We start from the raw sequence: 17,722 nt of genomic DNA, 5'->3' as shown, positions 1-17,722 counted from the left end.
CACCGCTGATCAGTTTCCCCGACACCCGCTTAGTCTGTGGTGCTGATCACATCTAGGATGACGGCATGACCACGACAGCGGACAAAGGCATCTACGGCGGCATCAGTGCTCGGCTGAAGGCTGGCAGCGCCACCGGCTGGGGCGTCTTCCATCCCGGCAGCAAGGCGATGATCCTCGGTGGACTCATGCTGATCGTCTCCGCGTTCCTCCCCTGGGTCTATCTGCCCTTCATGGAGCAGGTCACCGGTGAGACCTACGCACTGCGCGGCACCGACGGGCCGGGAGTCATCACGCTGGCCGTCGGCTTTCTCTCCTTCGCCGGGGCATTCGTCCCCCGGCGCAGGCTGGCCATCGCTCACGCGGCGATCCCGGGGCTCATCGTCGCCGTGATCGTGCTGCTCCAGGCATGGAAAATCATCGCGTTCTCGGTCCAGGCAGACGCCTGGGGCGGACTGCTGCCGGGCATGGGCCTCGTGCTGGCAGGCGGCGGCGCCGTCGTGCTGATCAAGTCTGCCTGGACCATGTACCGAACGTGGATCCCCGCCTGAGCCGACCCGAGCACGCGGTGTCGCAGGCCGGTCTCGGCGCATCCTCGGACCGCGAGGTGCGCGACACCCCCGCCGAGGTGGACGCGGCATTCCGCGCCCAGCGCGCGATCGCCCTGGCCTACTTCTTCGTGTTCCTCATCCTCGTGGCGGCCTTCCCCGTGCTGACCATGACCCTGCAGTGGTGGACCGGAGCGCGTGTCCTCGGGGAGCTCAGCCCCGGCTTCGTGGCCGCGGCCGGCGGCCTCTATCTGGTCTTCGCGATCCTCGGCATCGCCGCCGCTCGGCTGAGCGCCTCGGTGGAGTCCCGGATGCTGGGTGGTCAGCAGGAGCTCGACGATCCAGAGGTCTCGGCTGAGGAGAACCCGCCATGACCTCCACCGCAGTGGTGACTCTGGCCGCTGTGCTGGTGATCGTGCTCGGTGTCTCCTTCATCAGCCGTCCCCGCGGCCCCTCGACGGTGGACTTCTACCTCGCAGGACAGCGTGTGGGAGTGATGACGAACTCCTGGGCCATCTGCGGCGACTACCTCTCTGCAGCGTCCTTCCTGGGGGTGGCCGCCGCCGTATACGTCTCTGGGCTCGACGGAGCCTGGTACGCAGTGGGCTTCGCCGCGGGATTCGTGCCGGTGCTGCTGCTGATCGCCGCCCCGCTGCGCCGCTTCGGGGAGTTCTCGCTGGCAGACTTCCTCGGACGCCGGATGGACTCGGACCCGGTGCGCCTGGCCTCGGTGGGCGTGGTCCAGCTGGTCATCCTCTGCTATCTCGTCCCGCAGTCAGTGGGCGGCGGGATCACCTGGGAGCTGCTGGTCGGGCAGGGTCTGCTGGGATTCTCCCCCTACGCGACCGGAGTGCTGCTCTCGACCGCAGTGGTCGCCGTCGTCGTCGCCTTCGGCGGAATGCGCGGGACCACCTGGAACCAGGCGGTCCAGTTTCTGCTGCTCTTCGCCGCACTGGTCTGGCTCGCGGCGGTGGTCACCGCCGATGGCTTCCGCTACGGGGAGGCAGTGGAGAGCCTGAGCCGGTCTCCGCTGGCGAATCCCTCGCTCGAAGGCGCGGGAGCTGGAGGACAGACCTGGGTGCTGACCGAGGAGACCAATCACATGCACCCGGATGAGCCGGCGCGCTTCGGAGAGCCGGGCGCACGCTACGGGCCGCTGGGCCAGGTGGCGCTGGTGGTGACGCTGGGTCTGGGCACCGCCGGGCTGCCGCACGTGATGAACCGGTATTTCACCTCGCCCACCGGAAAGGCGGCACGGACCACGACGGTCTGGGTGCTGATCCTGATCGGGGCGTTCTATGCGATGGCGATCATGCTCGGCACCGCCGCTCGAGACATCATCCCGGACGCGGTGCGGGGACGGCCCTGGCTCGAAGAGCTGACCGTCAACGGCGTGCTGCACACTCCGGAACATGCCCTGCCGGTGCTGGGACGCATCTATGGTGACCAGACCGGTCTGGGTCTCATCGCCGCGGCGGCGCTGATCGCTGCGATGTCCACGGTGGCGGGCCTGCTGCTCGCCTCGGCGGCCACCTGGGGACATGACGTCTATGAACGCCACATCAATCCCAGGGCCACGCAGCGTCAGGCGGTCTGGGCCGGTCGGATCACCACTCTGGTCGGTGCGGCGCTCGCGGCCGCGCTGGCCATCGCGCTGCGCCCCGAAGCCTTCGCCCCCGCGATGCCCTCCCTTGTCGCCACCATGGTGACCTGGGCCTTCGCCGTCGCAGGCTCTGCGCTCACCCCGGTGCTGGTGCTCGCCATCTGGTGGCACAGGACGACGGCGGCCGGTTCCCTGGCCGGACTGCTCACCGGAGCGGGACTCTCCGTGAGCATGTTCCTGAGCGCGGGATTCATCGAGGTCGTATGGCTTCGGGAGCTGTTCGCCGCGCCGACCCTGGTGGTGGCTCCGATCACCGTGGCGGTGGTGGTGCTGGTCTCGCTGCGCACGACGGCCCCCGCCGGAGTCCAGAGCCACTGGGTGCGCATGCACGGCACGGCGGCTGACCGCCGAGCCGAACGCATGGCCCGACTGACCCGAGGAGGCATGGATGCGCGGTAGTGCGGTGCTGGCGGCGGCGGTCACGCTCATCTGGGTCCTGGTCTATCTCGGCACCCAGATCTTCGCCGATCCCGCCCTGCCCATGCTGCCCACGCTCGGGCTGGGGCTCGCCCTGACGGTCGGCGCGGTGCTGGGCTACCCCTCGGCCCTGCGCGGCGCCAGCGGGAGGCGGCGTCAGCGTCCCGTCTCCCCGCGCGAGGTGGAGGTGAGCCGCGGAGTGCGGAACCTCGCCGCGGCAGGGCGCTCCATGCCGCTCCGCGCCGGGCTCACCCCGGAGGCCGCCCGGCGCACCTGCGAGCTGCTGCGCCCGATGCTCTCCGGGGACGCGGTCTCGATCACCGACCGCGAGCAGATCCTCGCCTATGTGGGACCTGGGGCGGACCATCATCGGGAGGGTGCGCAGATGCAGACCTCGGCCGCCCCCCGCACCATCGCCAAGGGCAAGACCCAGGTGGTCCGGGACCGGGCCGGACTGGGCTGCCGCGTCCCCGGGTGCGAGCTGATCTCCGCCGTGATCGTCCCGCTGCGCGTCGGCGCCCGCGTGATCGGAACGCTGGGGGTCTATCAGGCCGAGACGGAGATCCCGCCGCGGCAGCTCGTGGAGGACATGGCGTCGATGCTCTCCCTGCACCTGGAGCTCGCGGAGCTGGACCGGGAGAAGCAGCTCGCCACCGATGCGAGGCTGAACGCTCTGCGCGCCCAGATCAACCCACACTTCCTGTTCAACATCCTCAACACCATCGCCTCGAAGGCGCGCACCCGCCCCGACGAGGCTCGTGAGCTGCTGCTGCGACTCTCCGAGTTCTTCCGCTATGCCGTGCGGCAGGAGGGGCACTACGCCGAGTTCGCCCAGGAGTACTACTTCGTGCGGACCTATGTCTCCCTGGAGCAGGCGCGCTTCGGGGACCGGCTCAAGGTCCGCTATGACATCGACCCCCAGGTGCTGACCACCAGAGTGCCGGTGCTGATGATCCAGCCGCTGGTGGAGAACGCGGTCAAGCACGGCATCGCCGGCAAGGCGGCGGGCGGCACGGTGCATCTGCGGGCCCGGGTGGATCCGTTGGCGCGCACCACCACGATCAGGGTCAGCGACGACGGCGTCGGGATGGCTCCCGAGGTGTTGGCGGAGATGGCGGACAGCACCGGAGAGCTGCGCGGCCGCGAGGCCGTCCAGGAGGACCCCAGCCATGCCGGGGTCGGACTGCAGAACATCAGTGAACGGCTCAGCTCGCTGTTCGGCGACCGCTATGAGCTGTCGATCTCCACGCCGCGCTCGGGCGGCACTGTGGTGGAGCTGACGATACCGCTTCGGTGATCCGGATCACAGGAAGCTGGGCATTGACCCTATACTGGGCGAATGCACCCCCGGGCACTGATCGTGGACGACGAGGCGCCCGCCCGCGAGGAACTGCGGTTTCTGCTGGAGGAGATCGGCGGAGTCCAGGTCGTGGGTGAGGCCACCAACGGCGAAGAGGCGCTGCTGCTGCTGAACTCGCTGGCCTATGACCTGGTCTTCCTGGACATCCGCATGCCGGGCCTCACCGGGCTCGAGGTGGCCGAGCGGCTGCGCGGCTCGGCGGGCGTCGAGGGTGCTCGCCGACCCCAGGTCATCTTCACCACGGCTTACCCCGACCACGCGGTGCAGGCATTCGATCTGGCCGCGGCTGACTACCTGGTCAAGCCCTTCTCAGCAGAGCGGCTTCAGCGTTCGGTGGAGAGGGCGCTCTCCAGCGCGGAGGCCACCGCCTCTCCCTCCTCGGCCGGAGCACCGGGCGAGGGTGCGGGCCAGATCACGGGCTCCGCCCCAGATCACGCGCCGGGCCACGGTCCAGGTGCTCTCGCCTCGGCGACGGCTGCCCCGCGCTCCGCTCTCGCGCAGGCCGGCGTCAGGGAAGCGCAGAACCAGCTCGTGCGCATCCCGGTCCAGCGGGATGGTCGCACTGTCCTGGTGGAGGGTGATGCGATCGTCTACGCGGTCGCGGCGCGCGGATACGCGTCACTGAAGCTTGCCGATGACCGCGTGCTGGTGTCCTTCTCGCTCAACGAGCTCGAACGCAGGCTGCAGGGCCACTTCTTCCGCGTGCACCGCTCCTACCTGGTCAATCTGCGCTATGTCCGGGAGCTCGTCCCAGATTTCCGCGGCACTCTGGTGCTGGTGCTCAACGACCGTCAGCGCAGCCGGGTGGAGGTCTCACGGAGGCACGCGCCGGAGCTGCGCCGTCGGCTCGGCATCTGAGGCCCGGCCTCGGATTCTCGGGTCCCCGGGACCTCAGCCCCGCGGGCGATCCTCGGGGAGGCTCTGCGGTATCGGCTTGGTGGGCTGGGTGCCCGGCTGAGTCGTCGGCGAGGATTCGCGGTTCGCGGGCGAAGTCCCGCGATCCAGGCCGCGCTGCGGTTGGGCCCCGGGGGCCGGCTTCTTCGTGGAATCGGCCGCCGTGCCCTGCGCGGGCCCGGAGCTGTTCGTGGGGCTGGAGCTGCTTGACGAGGCACGCGGGGCCTCCTTCGCTGTCCCGCCCGTCCTCGCGCTGGAGGAGACCGCCGGTGCGCCGGTCGACTGGCGTCCCCAGGCCTTGACGCAGCCGAGCACCACATACGCCACCAGCAGGGCGAGGGTCAGCAGGCCGTGCAGGACCATGTTCGCGGTGGATCCCTCCGCGTCCTGGTTGATGAAGGCCAGCGTGAACATCCCGGCGCTGTGCAGGATGGTCAGCTCCATCAGCCCTGGATAAGCCCGAGGACGCCAGGCCACCAGGGCGAACAGGCCTGCGAAGACCACGAGTCCGAAGGCGTGCCATGCCTCCGCGAGGAATGTCTCGGGTGTCGAGAGCTGCAGCTGCGCCATGGACCAGCCGGCGAATCCCGCGGTCCCCAGCGCTGAGACGATCAGCAGGGTGCGCCCAGTTGCTCGGCGTCGTGATGTCGTGGCCTCTGCCATCATGGGAGATCCTCTGCGTGGGGCGTGTCGTGACGTACATGGTGCGCTGCGCTGCTCAGGAGCAGGCCGCGATCTCAGCCTAAGCCCGTGAGCATCAGCTGACCAGTGAGGACAGGCTCGTGTGATGCGTGGAGGGCATCAGGCAGGTCCGCCCGCTCATCCTGTGGAATGAACCTGTGCACGGAGTGGTTCGCAGTTCAGGAGAGCACTGATGCTCTGCCCATGCACGCAGGACGAGAGAGGTTCACATGACTGCAGTTCCCACCATCGCGCTCAACGACGGGACTGAGATTCCCCAGCTCGGCTTCGGTGTCTGGCAGGTGCCGGCGGATGATGCCGCCGATGTCGTCGCCGAAGCACTGAAGGTCGGCTACCGGCACATCGACACCGCGGCCGTCTACGGAAATGAAGAGGGCGTGGGACGCGCGATCGCGAACTCCGGCATTCCTCGCGAGGAGCTCTACGTCACCACGAAGCTCTGGGTCGGTGACTTCAAGGCGGGCCGGACGAAGGAGGCTCTGCGCACCTCGCTGCAGAAGCTCGGCCTGGACTACGTCGATCTGTACCTGATCCACTGGCCATCACCGGCCGATGAGGCTTACCTCGACGCGTGGAAGGCCATGGAGGAGCTGCAGGCGGAGGGACTGACACGCAGCATCGGCGTGTCCAACTTCCTGCCGGAGCACCTGGATCGTGTCCTGGAAGCCGGGACCATCGTGCCTGCGATCAATCAGGTCGAGATCCACCCGGCCCTGCAGCAGCGCAGCATCCAGGAGGCCGATGAGAAGCACGGCATCAAGACCCAGGCCTGGAGCCCGCTCGCCCAGGGCGCGGTCTTCGAGGACGAGCCCGTCGTGGCGGCCGCTCAGGCGCATGGCGTCTCGCCGGCTCAGGCGGTCATCCGCTGGCACCTGCAGCGGGGACGCATCCTCTTCCCGAAGTCGGTGACTCCAGAGCGCATCGCGTCGAACTTCGACGTGTTCGGCTTCGAGCTCAGCGAGGCCGAGCTCTCGGCGATCGACTCGCTGGAGCGCGACGGCCGCTCCGGCCCGAACCCGGCAGAGTTCAACCCGTCCTGACGTTCACGCAGACACAGTGATGTTCGCGCTGACTCAGTGACAGAGAGCGGGGCCCCAGTTCACGGTGAACTGGGGCCCCGCTCTCTGTCTTTCGACCAGGGTTCTAGCGCGGCGTCTCCTCATCGGGCGCAGCCGGAGGGGTCGTCCCCGCCCCTGTGTTGCTGACGGCGTCGTCGTAGAGCTGCTCGGATTCCAGCTGCTGACCAGTGGCCGATTCAGCGAACTCGGGAGTCTCGAACACCTGATCAGCGATCGGATCGCTGAACGCGACGTCCTCGTCCCACCCCAGGGTTCCCGTCTCCGGGTTGACCGTGGTGGAATGCGACGGCACGTCCTGGATCGCGAACACCATGTCGTCGGAGGAGAAGGGATCGGCTGCGCCAGTCTCCTTCGACTCCGGCTTGTCCAGGCCGGACAGCGTCGCTGAGGTGGTGCCCAGGAAGCCCTTCAGCGCGGTGCGCTGACCGGTCAGGAGTGTGCGCAGATTGCGGTGGACTCCAGGCGTGGAGTCCCCGCCGCCGGCGGCGCTGCGAGCAGTGTCCACCAGAGCCGACTTGCTCGCGGTCGGACGGATCCGGATGTAGCGAGGCATGGTCTTGGTCTCGTAGTTGAACATCCTGATCTGTGCGATCACGGCCAGCACCATCACGATGGACAGCGGGGCCGCCGCGGCGATGGATGCCACCTGCAGCACGCGCAGGGAGGCGTCCGCCGCCTCGCCGCCACCGGCGGCCAGCAGCACGATGGCGGTGATGGCGATGAACACGGTCCAGAAGACCCGTGTCAGCTTCGGCGTGTCGGTGCGTCCGCCGTAGGCGAGCACATCGGTGACCAGTGACCCGGAGTCGCCGGAGGTGATGAAGAAGATGGCGATCACGAGGATGGCGACCACGGCCGTGATGGAGGCCAGCGGCAGCTGCTCCAGCAGCGTGAAGGTGGCGCCGACGGTGTCGATGCTGCCGTCCTCGCCGACCATGACGCCCTCAGTCATCTGGTACCAGATGCCGGAGGAGCCGAAGATGGTGAACCAGATCAATCCGACCAGAGTCGGAGCCAGCAGCACGCCTATGACGAACTGGCGGATGGTGCGACCGCGGGAGATCCGTGCGATGAACATGCCGACGAACGGCGCCCAGCTCATCCACCAGCCCCAGTAGTAGATGGTCCAGTCAGCGGACCATCCGCCCTCGTCGCCGCCGGCATAGCTGGCGCCGGTCTCGAACATGAGCTGGGGGAAGGCCATGAGGTATTCGCCCAGGTTGCCCACGAAGGACTGGAGCAGGAAGAGCGTGGGCCCTGCGATCAGCACGAACAGCGCCAGCAGCGCAGCAATCACCATGTTGAAGTTCGAGAGCCATTTCAGGCCCTTGTTCACGCCGGAGATCACCGAGAAGGTGGCGATCGCCATGATGATGACGACGATCAGTGTCAGCAGCGTGGTGTTCGCCGGGTCTTCGATCCAGCCCATGAAGCCCAGGCCGGCCGCAATCTGCTGCGTGCCGATGCCCAGCGAGGTGACGATGCCGAACACGGTGCCCACGATGGCGACCACGTCGATGACGTGGCCCACCCAGGACTCGATGAGCTTGCGGCCGAAGATCGGCTCCAGCAGCCAACGGATCGAGAGCGGGCGCCCGCGACGGAAGGTCATATAGGCCAGGCCGAGACCGATCACCACGTAGATGGCCCAGGCATGCAGGCCCCAGTGGAAGACCGACTGTCCCATGGCGGTGCCTGAGAGCGCGGACTCGGAAGCAGAGATCATCTCCCCGTTGGCATCCATGCCCATCTCGCCGGTGACCTCCGGGGGAGCGATGAAGTGCCACAGCGGCTCGGCCACGCCCCAGAAGACGAGTCCGATGCCCATGCCTGCGGCGAAGAGCATCGTGAACCAGGAGCCGAGCGAGAATTCAGGCTTCTCGTCGTCGCGGCCGAGGCGGATGTTGCCCGCCTTGGACGCACCGGCCCAGATGGCGAAGACCACGAAGCCGGTCGCGATCAGGACGTACCACCAGCCGACGGTGTTCACGATGGTGGAGTTCAGCGTTTCAAATGCATCAGCGCCGTTCGCAGCACCCCAATACGTGGCGAAGATCAGGCCGATGACGATGATGAGCACCGCCGGAATGAAAACGGGCTTGTTCAGGCCGCGCCAGGCATCAGCCGGCGACCAGTCCCGTAGTCGAGCTTCGGGTTGCGAAGCCATGTGTTCCTCCTCAGTCAGGTGAGAGTGTTCTCTTTGGTTGAGTGCAATGTGATTCAGCTCTGCGCAGTCGATTCCCCGCGGACACGCAAAAGACGACGCCGACTCTGTCGCCTCACCGGCGGGGTGTGTCCCGAGCCCGGCGTGACAGGCGGAAGAGGTCCTGCGTCGTCGTCAGAAGTGCTGTGGTGACTGCGTGTCACTGAGCAGACTCACCAAGATCGTTCTCCTACTATTTACACACTTCATGCGCTTATAATGCAAGCGCCGTCCGCCGGGGGAGATGCCGTTCAGACTCTCGCGCACCTGGCCCTCACGCGGCCTCCCAGGCCAGGCGTCGACCCGGCGGTGACTGTCACGCCTTCATAACTGTTTCCACAGGTGCCCGCCTGGGGTTGGCAGGGACAGGGTGCCCGGTTACGGTGTAACCCATGCCCAATGGCCAGAACTCACCCGCGCTCCGGGCCGGGGGAGCGATGCGCAGCGGATTATGCACCTGTCTCGTGACCGGCCTGATGCTTGCCGGAACCACCGGGGCCAGTGCCTCCGCTCAGGCCCCGAACCCGAACGCTTCCACTGTGGACGCGCCGCAGCGGGCCTCCGGCTACCCGACGCCGGGGCAGCCCGCCGCTCCCGCTGGTGATGACCAGCCCTCGACCACGGTGGCGAAGCAGGAGAGTGATGTCCGCGTCGCCACTCTGCACGCGGGACTGAGCGCCGATTCCTCGGCCGAGCTGCTCGAGGCCCTGCAGGGCGGCATGGACCCCTCAGCGCGAATGCTCGCCGAGACCGTGCAGATCAACGCCCCGGACGTGCTGGTGCTCACCGGAGTCAGCTATGACGAGAGTCAGCAGATCACCGAGACGCTGAATCAGCAGTACCTCTCCCGCGGCCAGAACGGCCAGACCGGGATGCAGTACCCCTACACCTTCACCGCGCCGACCAATTCGGGGATCGATTCCGGTGCGGACCTGGACGGCGATGGACGCATCGGTGGCCCCGAGGACGCGATCGGCTACGGACGTCACGCCGGTGAGCGGGGCATGGCGGTCTTCTCCGCCCACCCCATCGCCGAGGACGAGATCCGCACCTTCCAGGAGTTCCTCTGGCAGGACATGCCAGGGAACGCGATGCCCGCGGGGCGGTTCTCGGAGCTGGAGCAGTCCGTGCTCCGACTCCCCAGCACCAGCATGTGGGACATCCCGATCGAGGTCCCAGACCAAGACAAGCATGTCCACGTAGTTGCCACCGACCTGAACAGCTCACCCGGGTCCGGGGCACTCGACACGGCCCGCAACGAGGACCAGCGCCGCCTGGTGGCGGACTTCGTCTCGGACTCTTCCTGGTACCTCTACGACGACGACGGCGCGTACGGCGGCCTCGACCACGGATCATCCTTCGTAGTCGCCGGCGGCCTCGCCGAGGAGCGGGAGCTGCTGGACTTCTCCACCGAGGAGGTCCCGGAGCTCTCCACACTCCTGGAGGGCGATGCGCTGCAGGACCCGGCGCCGCAGGCGATCACCGAGGAGCCGCTCCCGGAGCGCCGCGACCCGGCATCGGACCTGCAGGCCACCCAGGGCCTGGACAGCGGTGGGGCCGTGCGCGCCTCCTATGTGCTTCCGGCCGCCGCGCTGGACGTCGAACAGACCGGGGTGTTCTGGCCGGCGGAGGGGGAGTTCGGCTATGACCTCGTGGACCCGGATGAACCGGCCGCCCCCGCTGGTCGGCTGGTCTGGCTCGACATCGCCGGGAGCTGAACCGCTTCCCCGGCAGGCCGGTCGAAGCTCTAGACTGAACTCATGGCACCCTCACGCCGGATGGCATCACGCGGCACGGCTCCGCACACGTCAGGGTCTTCGACCAAAGGGACGATCATGCGCACTGCAGCCACTGGATTCTTCCTCCAGCGCACAGTCGCCATGGCCAAGGACCAGGCCTTCGACGACCATGGCGGCCTGACTCCCCGCGCCGAGAGCATGTTGACGCGTGCTGTCACCGTGCAGCGTCCCCTGGTGCTCGCCAATCTGCGCCGCCTGCGCAAGGCGCACCCCAGCTTCTCGAATCGCCAGCTCGCAGCCCAGCTGGAGCGTGAGTTCGTCCGCGGCCTGACCGGGGGAGGTGCGCTCATCGGAGCCACCGCGGCGGTGCCTGCCGTCGGGACGCTGACCTCGCTCGGCCTCTCCGCCGCGGCCACCGGCACCTTCCTCGAGGCATGCGCCCTCTACGCGCAGTCCATGGCGGAGCTCTCCGGGATCAGCACTGCCGATCCCGAGCGGGCCAAGCTGCTGGTGATGGGCGTGATGCTCGGTGAACAGGGCCGCAAGCTCCTGGGAGAGCTCTCGGCGCAGGCCGGAGGAAAGGGCACGGGCCCGTTCGCCTCGCTGGTGCCGCTGAAGTCCTCCGCGAGCCCCTCGGGCTTGACGGGGGCAGTGGTCGACCAGCTCAAGCGCCAGTTCGTCCGGCGGTTCTTCATCCGCCAGGGCACCTCCATGGTGGGCCGGGCAATACCCTTCGGCATCGGCGCCGTCGTCGGTGGGGCGGCGAACCACTCTCTGGCGAGACAGATCGTGAAATCGGCCCATCTCACCTTCGGTGAGCTTCCCGAGCAGACGCCGGAGTCCCTGGTCAAGGACATGCTGCGTTCCTTGGAGCGCGAGCGGCTGCGGGCTGAACGCAGAGAGCGTCGGGGCCGCAAGCGCCAGATACTCACGCAGCGCAGGAGGCGGCGCGGCGACGAGGACCCGCAGCAGATCACAGACGTCGGCGCCGAGGCCCCGGTCAAGACCGTCGGCCACTGAGCTCAGGAGCCTCGCGCAGAGCCATGCACCCCGTGTTCACCGGTTGTTCTCCGAACATGCCGCAGGATGGTCGTGCCCCGTTGTCCTTCCAGGAGCAGGCTGAAGCTGTGACCACAGATCTCGCACACGCCCGCGAAGCTCCTGACACACTGCGTGCGGCGTCTCCCCTGGGCCGCGAAGTGCGGACCGGGCAGGGGCTCCGCTGCGCGGATGTTCTCGACCTCGAGCTGGACCGGCAGCTGGACCGTGAGCTGGACCCGGCGACGCGACGGGCGAAGATCTACGCCCACCGAGGATCCTCCGGGCTCTTTCCCGAACACAGTCGAGCCGCGTACCAGCGAGCTCTCGAGGAGGGAGCGGACGGACTGGAGATCGATCTGCACCTGACCGCTGATGGGGAGCCCGTCTGCTTCCATGACGCCACAGTGGACCGCACGAGCAACGGCACAGGTGCCGTGGCCGAGCTGAGCCTTCAGCAGATGCGATCACTCGATGTCACCAGCTGGAAGACCCCCAGACTCCCCGGAGAATATGGGCGTCGCCAGGATCAGTTGATGACGCTCGCCGATGTCCTGGAGCTGCTCACCGAGGCGGGACGAGACCTCAGCCTGGCCATCGAGCTCAAGCATCCGTCTCCGTTCGGGGATCGTCTGGAGACCAAGGTCCTGCGGACCCTGCTGCGCTTCGGCTGGGATCCCGAGACCTCCGTGATCCCTGCCGGGGGCGCTGACAAGTACGCAGTGACGGTGTCATTCATGAGCTTCTACCCCGGCTCGCTGCTCTACCTCGCGGATATGGTGGCACCGGACAAGCTGTGCGCTCTGCTGAGCAGGGTGACCGAGGCCCAGGTCCAGAAGCGGCTTCACGGCGTGCCCCTGGCCTTCGCAGTGCGCCCTCTGGTGGCCGCGGTGATGCGTGGGACCCTGCGTGACTCTGAAGCCCTGGTCTGGAACGGGCGGGCGGGAATCGCAGGCCCCGGCATCACCTACGTCAGAGATCACCGGGCCCAGGTGAAGGCCTGGCTCGCCCGCGGATCTCGGCTGCGCGTCTGGACCGTGGATGATCCCCAGGACGCGGGTTTCCTGCTGGACCTCGGAGTCCAGGAGATCACCACGAACTATCCCGCTCGCCTGCTCGATGCGGTGACCCTCCGCCCCTGAGCCCCCCGACGTGCGGGAACCCGGACCTCGCTGACGTGCAGGCATTCGACGCTCTGGGATGCGGTCTTCCGTCTGCGGGCACCGAAGCGGGTGTGTGCTCGGGGCTGGGGCGATATCATGGGCGCAAGCTGACCGCCACGGCCAGAGGAGCCCACCATGAACGATCCACAGAACCACGCATCTCGTGATCCCGCCTCGAAACGCCGGTCACGCGGCGTCGTCGTCGGAGTGGACGGCTCGGAGCAGTCCCTGCGCGCCGCTCATTGGGCGGCGGCCGAGGCGCATCGCCGGAGACTGCCGCTGACAGTGGTCACTGCCTATTCCATCCCAGCTTTCGCCGCCTCCTCCATGGATGGCGGATACGCGCTGATGGATGATTCTGCGCTGCGCCAGGGCTCGGAGAAGGTCATCGAGCAGGCCGCTGAGTTCCTCCGCGACTACCCGGGTGAGGTCCACTATGAGGTGGAGTCCGGTGATCCCGCCGGGGTGCTGCTGGACTACTCGCACGAGGCAGTCGTCCTGGTGGTCGGCAGCCGGGGCCGGGGCGGGTTCTTCGGGCGGCTGCTCGGGTCCGTCTCCTCTGCGCTGCCGGCGCACGCGAAGTGTCCCACAGTCCTGGTGCCGCTGAAGTTCTCCTCCAAGGAGTCCAACGCGGTGACCACCGCCACGGGGGCCATTCCCATCGTGGCCGCATCTCCGCAGCCCGGGGCTCCGGTTCCCGAATCGGTGATCGCCCAGGGTGCGCACCCGCTTCCGCAGCAGGATCCCAGGCCCGTGGCCGCCGGCGTGGACGGTTCAGACTTCGGTCGTGTGGCAGCGCTGGTGGCGGCCCGAGAGGCCAGTGAACGGGGGACGAGCCTGCGCATCGTCTGCGCGCTGCCTCCGGTGGGCGCCACGCTGGTGTGGATCCCCACCAGCATCGACAACGAGTCCGCTCTGGGGGAGCTGCGCGAGAAGCTCGAGGCGGGACGGCTGTGGCTGCACAGCCACTATCCGGACCTGCAGATCGACGCCGAGGTCATCGACGGCACAGCAGTGGATGTCCTGGTGCAGGAGACTCGCGGGGCCCAGCTCACCGTGATCGGGACCCGTGGCCGCGGCGGCTTCGCGGGGATGCTGCTCGGATCCACCTCACAGGGCGTGCTGCACCACGCCGAGGGTCCGCTGATGGTGGTGCCCGACAGCGAGGACACGCGACTGGACAACAGGCCAGAGTTCGGACCCGTGCTCGGAGAGTGAGCCCCCTGCCCTCCCGGCAGTGGAGAGGACCCTGCCTCGCAGCCCATTCGCGAGCAGCACAGACGCAGAGATGAGGGCTCCCGGTGTCCGACGCCGGGAGCCCTCATTCGTGTGATCATCTCTCCGCCCTACCGCGAGCGGGAGAATCCAGTGAGAGGTTATTCAGTTGTGGGTATTCTCCAGCTCACACCACGCGGCGAACCGCTGAGGGCGTCTGGTAGACCGAGCGAACAGTCAGACCCCGTGTGGGGTTCGAGGCATCGACCATCTGCCCATTGCCGAGGTAGATGCCCACGTGTCCCGGGGCGGTCGCGCTTCCGAAGAAGAGCAGATCCCCGCGCTGCATATCTCCCTGAGACACCGCCCGGCCCTCATAGACCTGGGTGTAGGTGGTCCGGCTCAGGCTGACTCCAGCCTGACCGAAGGCCTGCTGCACCAGGGACGAGCAGTCAAACGCATTGGGCCCGTTTGCGCCCAGCACGTAGCGGACGTCGCCGCGGTTCGCCTGTCCCACGGCCCAGTTGATCGCGATCTCGGCAGCGTTTGAGTTGCTGCTGGCCGGGGTCACGTTCGCCGACGACTGCGACTGATTCTGCGACTGAGTCGGTGCAGGAGCCTGAGTCTGCTCGACGGGCTCGGGCTCCGGCTCCGGCTCGGGCTCTGGCTCGGGTTCGACCTGGTCCTGCAGGTAATCGACATGCCACCGCAGCTTGTTCCACGAGACGTTTCCGTCCGCGTTGGTCAGTGCCCCATTGTTCAGCACGGCTCGGTAGTAGTCCTGCGCGCCTCCGTTGAAGGAAGACTCCAGCTCGGCGCCCTGGCGCATCAGCGTCTGCATGCTGGTGCTGAGGTCGCCGTAGGAGGAGATGACCGGCTCAGGCTCAGGCTCGGGCTCGGGCTCGGGCTCAGGTTCGGGCTCTGGTTCCGGCTCGACCTGGTCCTGAAGGTAGCTGACATGCCCACGCAGCTTGCTCCAGGAAGCGTTGCCGTCCGCGTTGGTCAGCGCATCGTTGTTCAGCACGGTCCGGTAATAATCCTGGGCACCGCCGTCCGCAGACTCCAGCTCGGCACCCTGACGCATCAGCGTCTGCATGCTGGCGCTGAGATCACTGAAGGAGGCGATGACTGGTTCTGGAGCCGGTTCCGGTTCTGGTTCCTCGGAAGGTGCGGCTTCCCCGTCCGCACCTTCCGAGGAAGTCTCTTCAGCCTCAGCCTCTGCGGCTGCCGCGGCATCTTCTGCGGCCTGGGCCTCAGCGGCTTCGGCTGCCGCGGCCTCATCTGCGGCTTCCTGTGCGGCGGCATCTTCTGCGGCCTGCGCCTCAGCAGCCTCAGCTTCCTCGGCCTCTGCTGCCTCTTCGGCTGCTTCTGCCTCGGCGGCCTCGTCTTCTTCAGCGGCGTCGGCCTCTTCAGCCTCGGCTGCCTCTGCATCCTCGTCGGTGACCCGAGCCTGCTCGGCATCGGCGCGGAGGGCAGTGATGCGGTAGGTGAGCTCCTCGTTGTCGACCTGGCCGTCCTCGTCGACGAAGTCGGCGTTGCCGAGGATCTGTTCGAAGAAGCTCTGCAGGTCACCCTCCCAGCCCTCGAGCTCCATGAGCGTCTTGAGGAGGTCCTGGAGGGTATCGCCCACCTGTTCCACATCTGTGCGAGTGGTCTCGGTGGCACGCTCAGCGTTCTCGCTGGCCTCGGCGGCACTCGTGGAGTCCTGCCGAGCCTGCTCCGCGAGGCTCTCGGCCTCCTGAGCTTCCTGCTCGGCGGAGACGGCGTCCTGTTCGGCCTGCTCCTCCAGCTGCGTGTCGGTGGCGGCGTCGGCCAGGCTGTCCTCTTCGGTCAGCAGGACCTCTGCGGCGGTGGTGTCCGGCTCCTGGTACTCCTCCGCGGCGGCGGCCTGAGTCTCTTCAGCTGCTGCACGGGCCTCATCGGCGGCGGCGGCGGCTTCATCGGCCTCGACCTGTGACTGCACTGCCGCCTGGTGCTGCTCCTGCATCGCCGCTTCCAGTTCCAGCGCTCGCTGGCTGGCCTGGGAGATGCGATCAGAGATCTCATCGATCATCTGCTCCGTAGCCTGAGAGGAACCTCGGGCGGAGGAGATCTCCTTGGCGGAGGGGACGGCGGGGAGCTCGGTCAGGGCGACGGAGTCGGAGTTGTTGTTGTCATTCTGTTCGACGGCATTGGCGGCACGGTCTGCCACGAGATCCGGGAGCGTCGTCCCGACCAATGCTGTCGTCACGACGGCGGCAGTGACTGCGGCCACCGCAAGATTGCGACGGTATTTCACGGTAGATCCTCACTTAGTCCTCACTGGGGGCAGCGCCGCAGCCCTTCTCAGGGGCCGGTCGAAACGCGGGTGCCTCAGCTCCTGAGTCCATGTGGCCAGGCGGACCCTGGGAAGAAGGTCTGGGAAACCCTCAACCGTGAAGTGATCGCCGTGCGGTGCTAGCCATGTGATTCAGAGGCCGAAGCGAAACGATGGGAACCGCGATTCGAGCCTTTTGGCGCTACGCCGGCAACGATAGTTGTGAATTCGTCATATTGGCAACAGGTCGTGTCGTTCCTGTGATCAAGCTGTGAACGCTGCTTCCGCGTCATTCCGGGGATGCAGGAGTAAAAGCTGCTTGGCTCAACCTTCAAGTAGGTTGAAGGTTGGAGGTTCCCAGACATTCGAATCACTCTGTGCTAACGATTTTCAGCGTCGCTGATTCATTCGGCAGTTGTGCGCAGTTCAGCCCCAGCCCAGGCGGTGCAATGTCTGGTCATCAATGCCGAAGAAGTGGGCGACTTCGTGGATCACGGTGATCGTGATCTGGGTGGTCACCTCGGTGCGGCTCTGACAGATCTCCAGGATCGGCTCCTTATATAAGGTGATGCGATCAGGCATCGACCACCCCTCCCCACCACGCTCGGTCAGAGGGATGCCTTCATAGAGTCCCAGCAGCACAGTGGAGGGATCCTCCCAGGGCTGGGGCTCGTAGCGATCCTCCACAAAGACGGCGACGTTCTCGAGCTGATCGGCGAGATTCGGCGGGATTCTGTCCAGGGCGTCGGCCGTGGCGGAGTCGAACTCCTCGTCGCTCATCTCAAAGGCCATGAGCACAGTCTAGGGACGCATGCACAGAGGTGTGACGCTGTCGTCGGATTTGCTCTGTGCGAGCTGTTCGACCTAGACTTTTACAGTTCCCTCATGGGGATCGGGCCCCCATCGTCTAGCGGCCTAGGACACCGCCCTTTCACGGCGGCGGCACGGGTTCGAATCCCGTTGGGGGTACGCTTCAGCAATGAAGAGTCGCGGCCAGTGGTCGCGACGTCAGGTCCAGTGTTGCGCGGAGCTTCGAGAGAGCGCGTGATTTGGACAGCAGGAGCGGGACTGGTAAAGTTTCTCTCCGTGCCAAAAGGCACAAAGTAAGGCCCTGTAGCGCAGTTGGTTAGCGCGCCGCCCTGTCACGGCGGAGGTCGCGGGTTCAAGTCCCGTCAGGGTCGCTTCACTCTCTGTACAGAGGATCTGGCCGGAGAGCGAGTCGTCGCTTGAGATGGCGTCGATGGCTCTGTAGCTCAGTTGGTAGAGCGTTCGACTGAAAATCGAAAGGTCACCGGATCGACGCCGGTCGGAGCCACCTTTACCCGGTAACGGGACAGAAAACCCCTGGATTTCCGGGGGTTTTCTTGGGTCTGGGACCAGATCCGGAAATGCTTTCGGGTTATCGGAA

14 protein-coding genes and 3 tRNA genes are annotated in these 17,722 nt (G+C 66.9%); 13 read left to right on the top strand and 4 right to left on the bottom strand.

What is annotated here, in order from left to right:
* The first annotated feature begins 65 nt into the window (after window positions 1-65).
* Genes H4W27_RS10850 through H4W27_RS10830 form a run of 5 tightly spaced genes read left to right on the top strand, consistent with a single transcriptional unit; the run spans window position 66 to window position 4,843 of the window.
* Entirely contained in the window at window positions 66-548 is a 483-nt protein-coding gene (locus H4W27_RS10850) for a hypothetical protein (protein ID WP_192595945.1), read from the top strand.
* A complete protein-coding gene (locus H4W27_RS10845) occupies window positions 533-919 on the top strand; it encodes a hypothetical protein (RefSeq protein ID WP_225939091.1) in 387 nt (128 codons plus the stop codon). Before H4W27_RS10850 ends, H4W27_RS10845 begins: the two co-directional genes overlap by 16 nt.
* Window positions 916-2,607 (top strand): sodium/solute symporter, encoded by a 1,692-nt coding sequence (locus H4W27_RS10840; RefSeq protein ID WP_192595944.1) that lies wholly within the window; start codon window positions 916-918, stop codon window positions 2,605-2,607. Before H4W27_RS10845 ends, H4W27_RS10840 begins: the two co-directional genes overlap by 4 nt.
* Window positions 2,597-3,922: a histidine kinase gene (locus tag H4W27_RS10835; RefSeq protein ID WP_192595943.1), complete on the top strand. Its 1,326-nt coding sequence runs from the start codon at window positions 2,597-2,599 to the stop codon at window positions 3,920-3,922. Before H4W27_RS10840 ends, H4W27_RS10835 begins: the two co-directional genes overlap by 11 nt.
* A 42-nt stretch (window positions 3,923-3,964) precedes the next feature.
* A complete protein-coding gene (locus H4W27_RS10830; protein WP_192595942.1) occupies window positions 3,965-4,843 on the top strand; it encodes a LytR/AlgR family response regulator transcription factor in 879 nt (292 codons plus the stop codon).
* Between the two features lie 33 nt (window positions 4,844-4,876).
* Here H4W27_RS10830 and H4W27_RS10825 read toward each other — a convergent pair whose 3' ends face one another.
* A complete protein-coding gene (locus H4W27_RS10825) occupies window positions 4,877-5,545 on the bottom strand; it encodes a hypothetical protein (RefSeq protein WP_192595941.1) in 669 nt (222 codons plus the stop codon).
* Between the two features lie 245 nt (window positions 5,546-5,790).
* Between H4W27_RS10825 and H4W27_RS10820 the strand changes: the two genes are divergently transcribed.
* Window positions 5,791-6,621 (top strand): aldo/keto reductase, encoded by an 831-nt coding sequence (locus H4W27_RS10820; RefSeq protein ID WP_192595940.1) that lies wholly within the window; start codon window positions 5,791-5,793, stop codon window positions 6,619-6,621.
* Between the two features lie 103 nt (window positions 6,622-6,724).
* On the opposite strand, the gene H4W27_RS10815 is transcribed toward H4W27_RS10820, so the two are convergent.
* Complete coding sequence (locus H4W27_RS10815; protein ID WP_192595939.1) at window positions 6,725-8,827, bottom strand: BCCT family transporter; 2,103 nt, start codon at window positions 8,825-8,827, stop codon at window positions 6,725-6,727.
* Window positions 8,828-9,255: 428 nt separating this feature from the next.
* On the opposite strand from H4W27_RS10815, the gene H4W27_RS10810 reads away from it, so the two are divergent.
* From H4W27_RS10810 to H4W27_RS10795, 4 genes are all read left to right on the top strand, one after another.
* Window positions 9,256-10,581, top strand: coding sequence for an endonuclease/exonuclease/phosphatase family protein (locus H4W27_RS10810; RefSeq protein WP_192595938.1), 1,326 nt, complete (start codon window positions 9,256-9,258; stop codon window positions 10,579-10,581).
* Window positions 10,582-10,623: 42 nt separating this feature from the next.
* The gene (locus tag H4W27_RS10805) at window positions 10,624-11,622 is read left to right on the top strand and encodes a hypothetical protein (RefSeq protein WP_192595937.1); all 999 of its coding nucleotides are present in this window, start codon (window positions 10,624-10,626) and stop codon (window positions 11,620-11,622) included.
* 107 nt (window positions 11,623-11,729) lie between these two features.
* Window positions 11,730-12,782, top strand: coding sequence for a glycerophosphodiester phosphodiesterase (locus tag H4W27_RS10800; protein ID WP_318782308.1), 1,053 nt, complete (start codon window positions 11,730-11,732; stop codon window positions 12,780-12,782).
* 156 nt (window positions 12,783-12,938) lie between these two features.
* Window positions 12,939-14,021: a universal stress protein gene (locus tag H4W27_RS10795; protein WP_192595936.1), complete on the top strand. Its 1,083-nt coding sequence runs from the start codon at window positions 12,939-12,941 to the stop codon at window positions 14,019-14,021.
* A 184-nt stretch (window positions 14,022-14,205) separates the two neighbouring features.
* On the opposite strand, the gene H4W27_RS13890 is transcribed toward H4W27_RS10795, so the two are convergent.
* Window positions 14,206-16,296 (bottom strand): C40 family peptidase, encoded by a 2,091-nt coding sequence (locus H4W27_RS13890; protein WP_318782307.1) that lies wholly within the window; start codon window positions 16,294-16,296, stop codon window positions 14,206-14,208.
* Window positions 16,297-16,740: 444 nt separating this feature from the next.
* Window positions 16,741-17,106, bottom strand: a complete 366-nt coding sequence (locus H4W27_RS10785; RefSeq protein ID WP_192595935.1) for a metallopeptidase family protein — start codon at window positions 17,104-17,106, stop codon at window positions 16,741-16,743.
* A 104-nt stretch (window positions 17,107-17,210) separates the two neighbouring features.
* Between H4W27_RS10785 and H4W27_RS10780 the strand changes: the two genes are divergently transcribed.
* The 3 genes from H4W27_RS10780 (at window position 17,211) to H4W27_RS10770 (ending at window position 17,629) form a co-directional block, all read left to right on the top strand.
* Window positions 17,211-17,283, top strand: a tRNA-Glu gene (locus H4W27_RS10780).
* A 138-nt stretch (window positions 17,284-17,421) separates the two neighbouring features.
* Window positions 17,422-17,495: transfer RNA gene (locus H4W27_RS10775), tRNA-Asp, on the top strand.
* Window positions 17,496-17,556: 61 nt separating this feature from the next.
* Window positions 17,557-17,629: transfer RNA gene (locus tag H4W27_RS10770), tRNA-Phe, on the top strand.
* Window positions 17,630-17,722 lie beyond the last annotated feature (93 nt).

This window comes from Nesterenkonia lutea (genome assembly GCF_014873955.1).
GTDB lineage: Bacteria > Actinomycetota > Actinomycetes > Actinomycetales > Micrococcaceae > Nesterenkonia > Nesterenkonia lutea.
The sequence above is the reverse complement of the archived record's forward strand: the minus strand, read 5'-3'. Positions and strand labels throughout refer to the sequence as shown.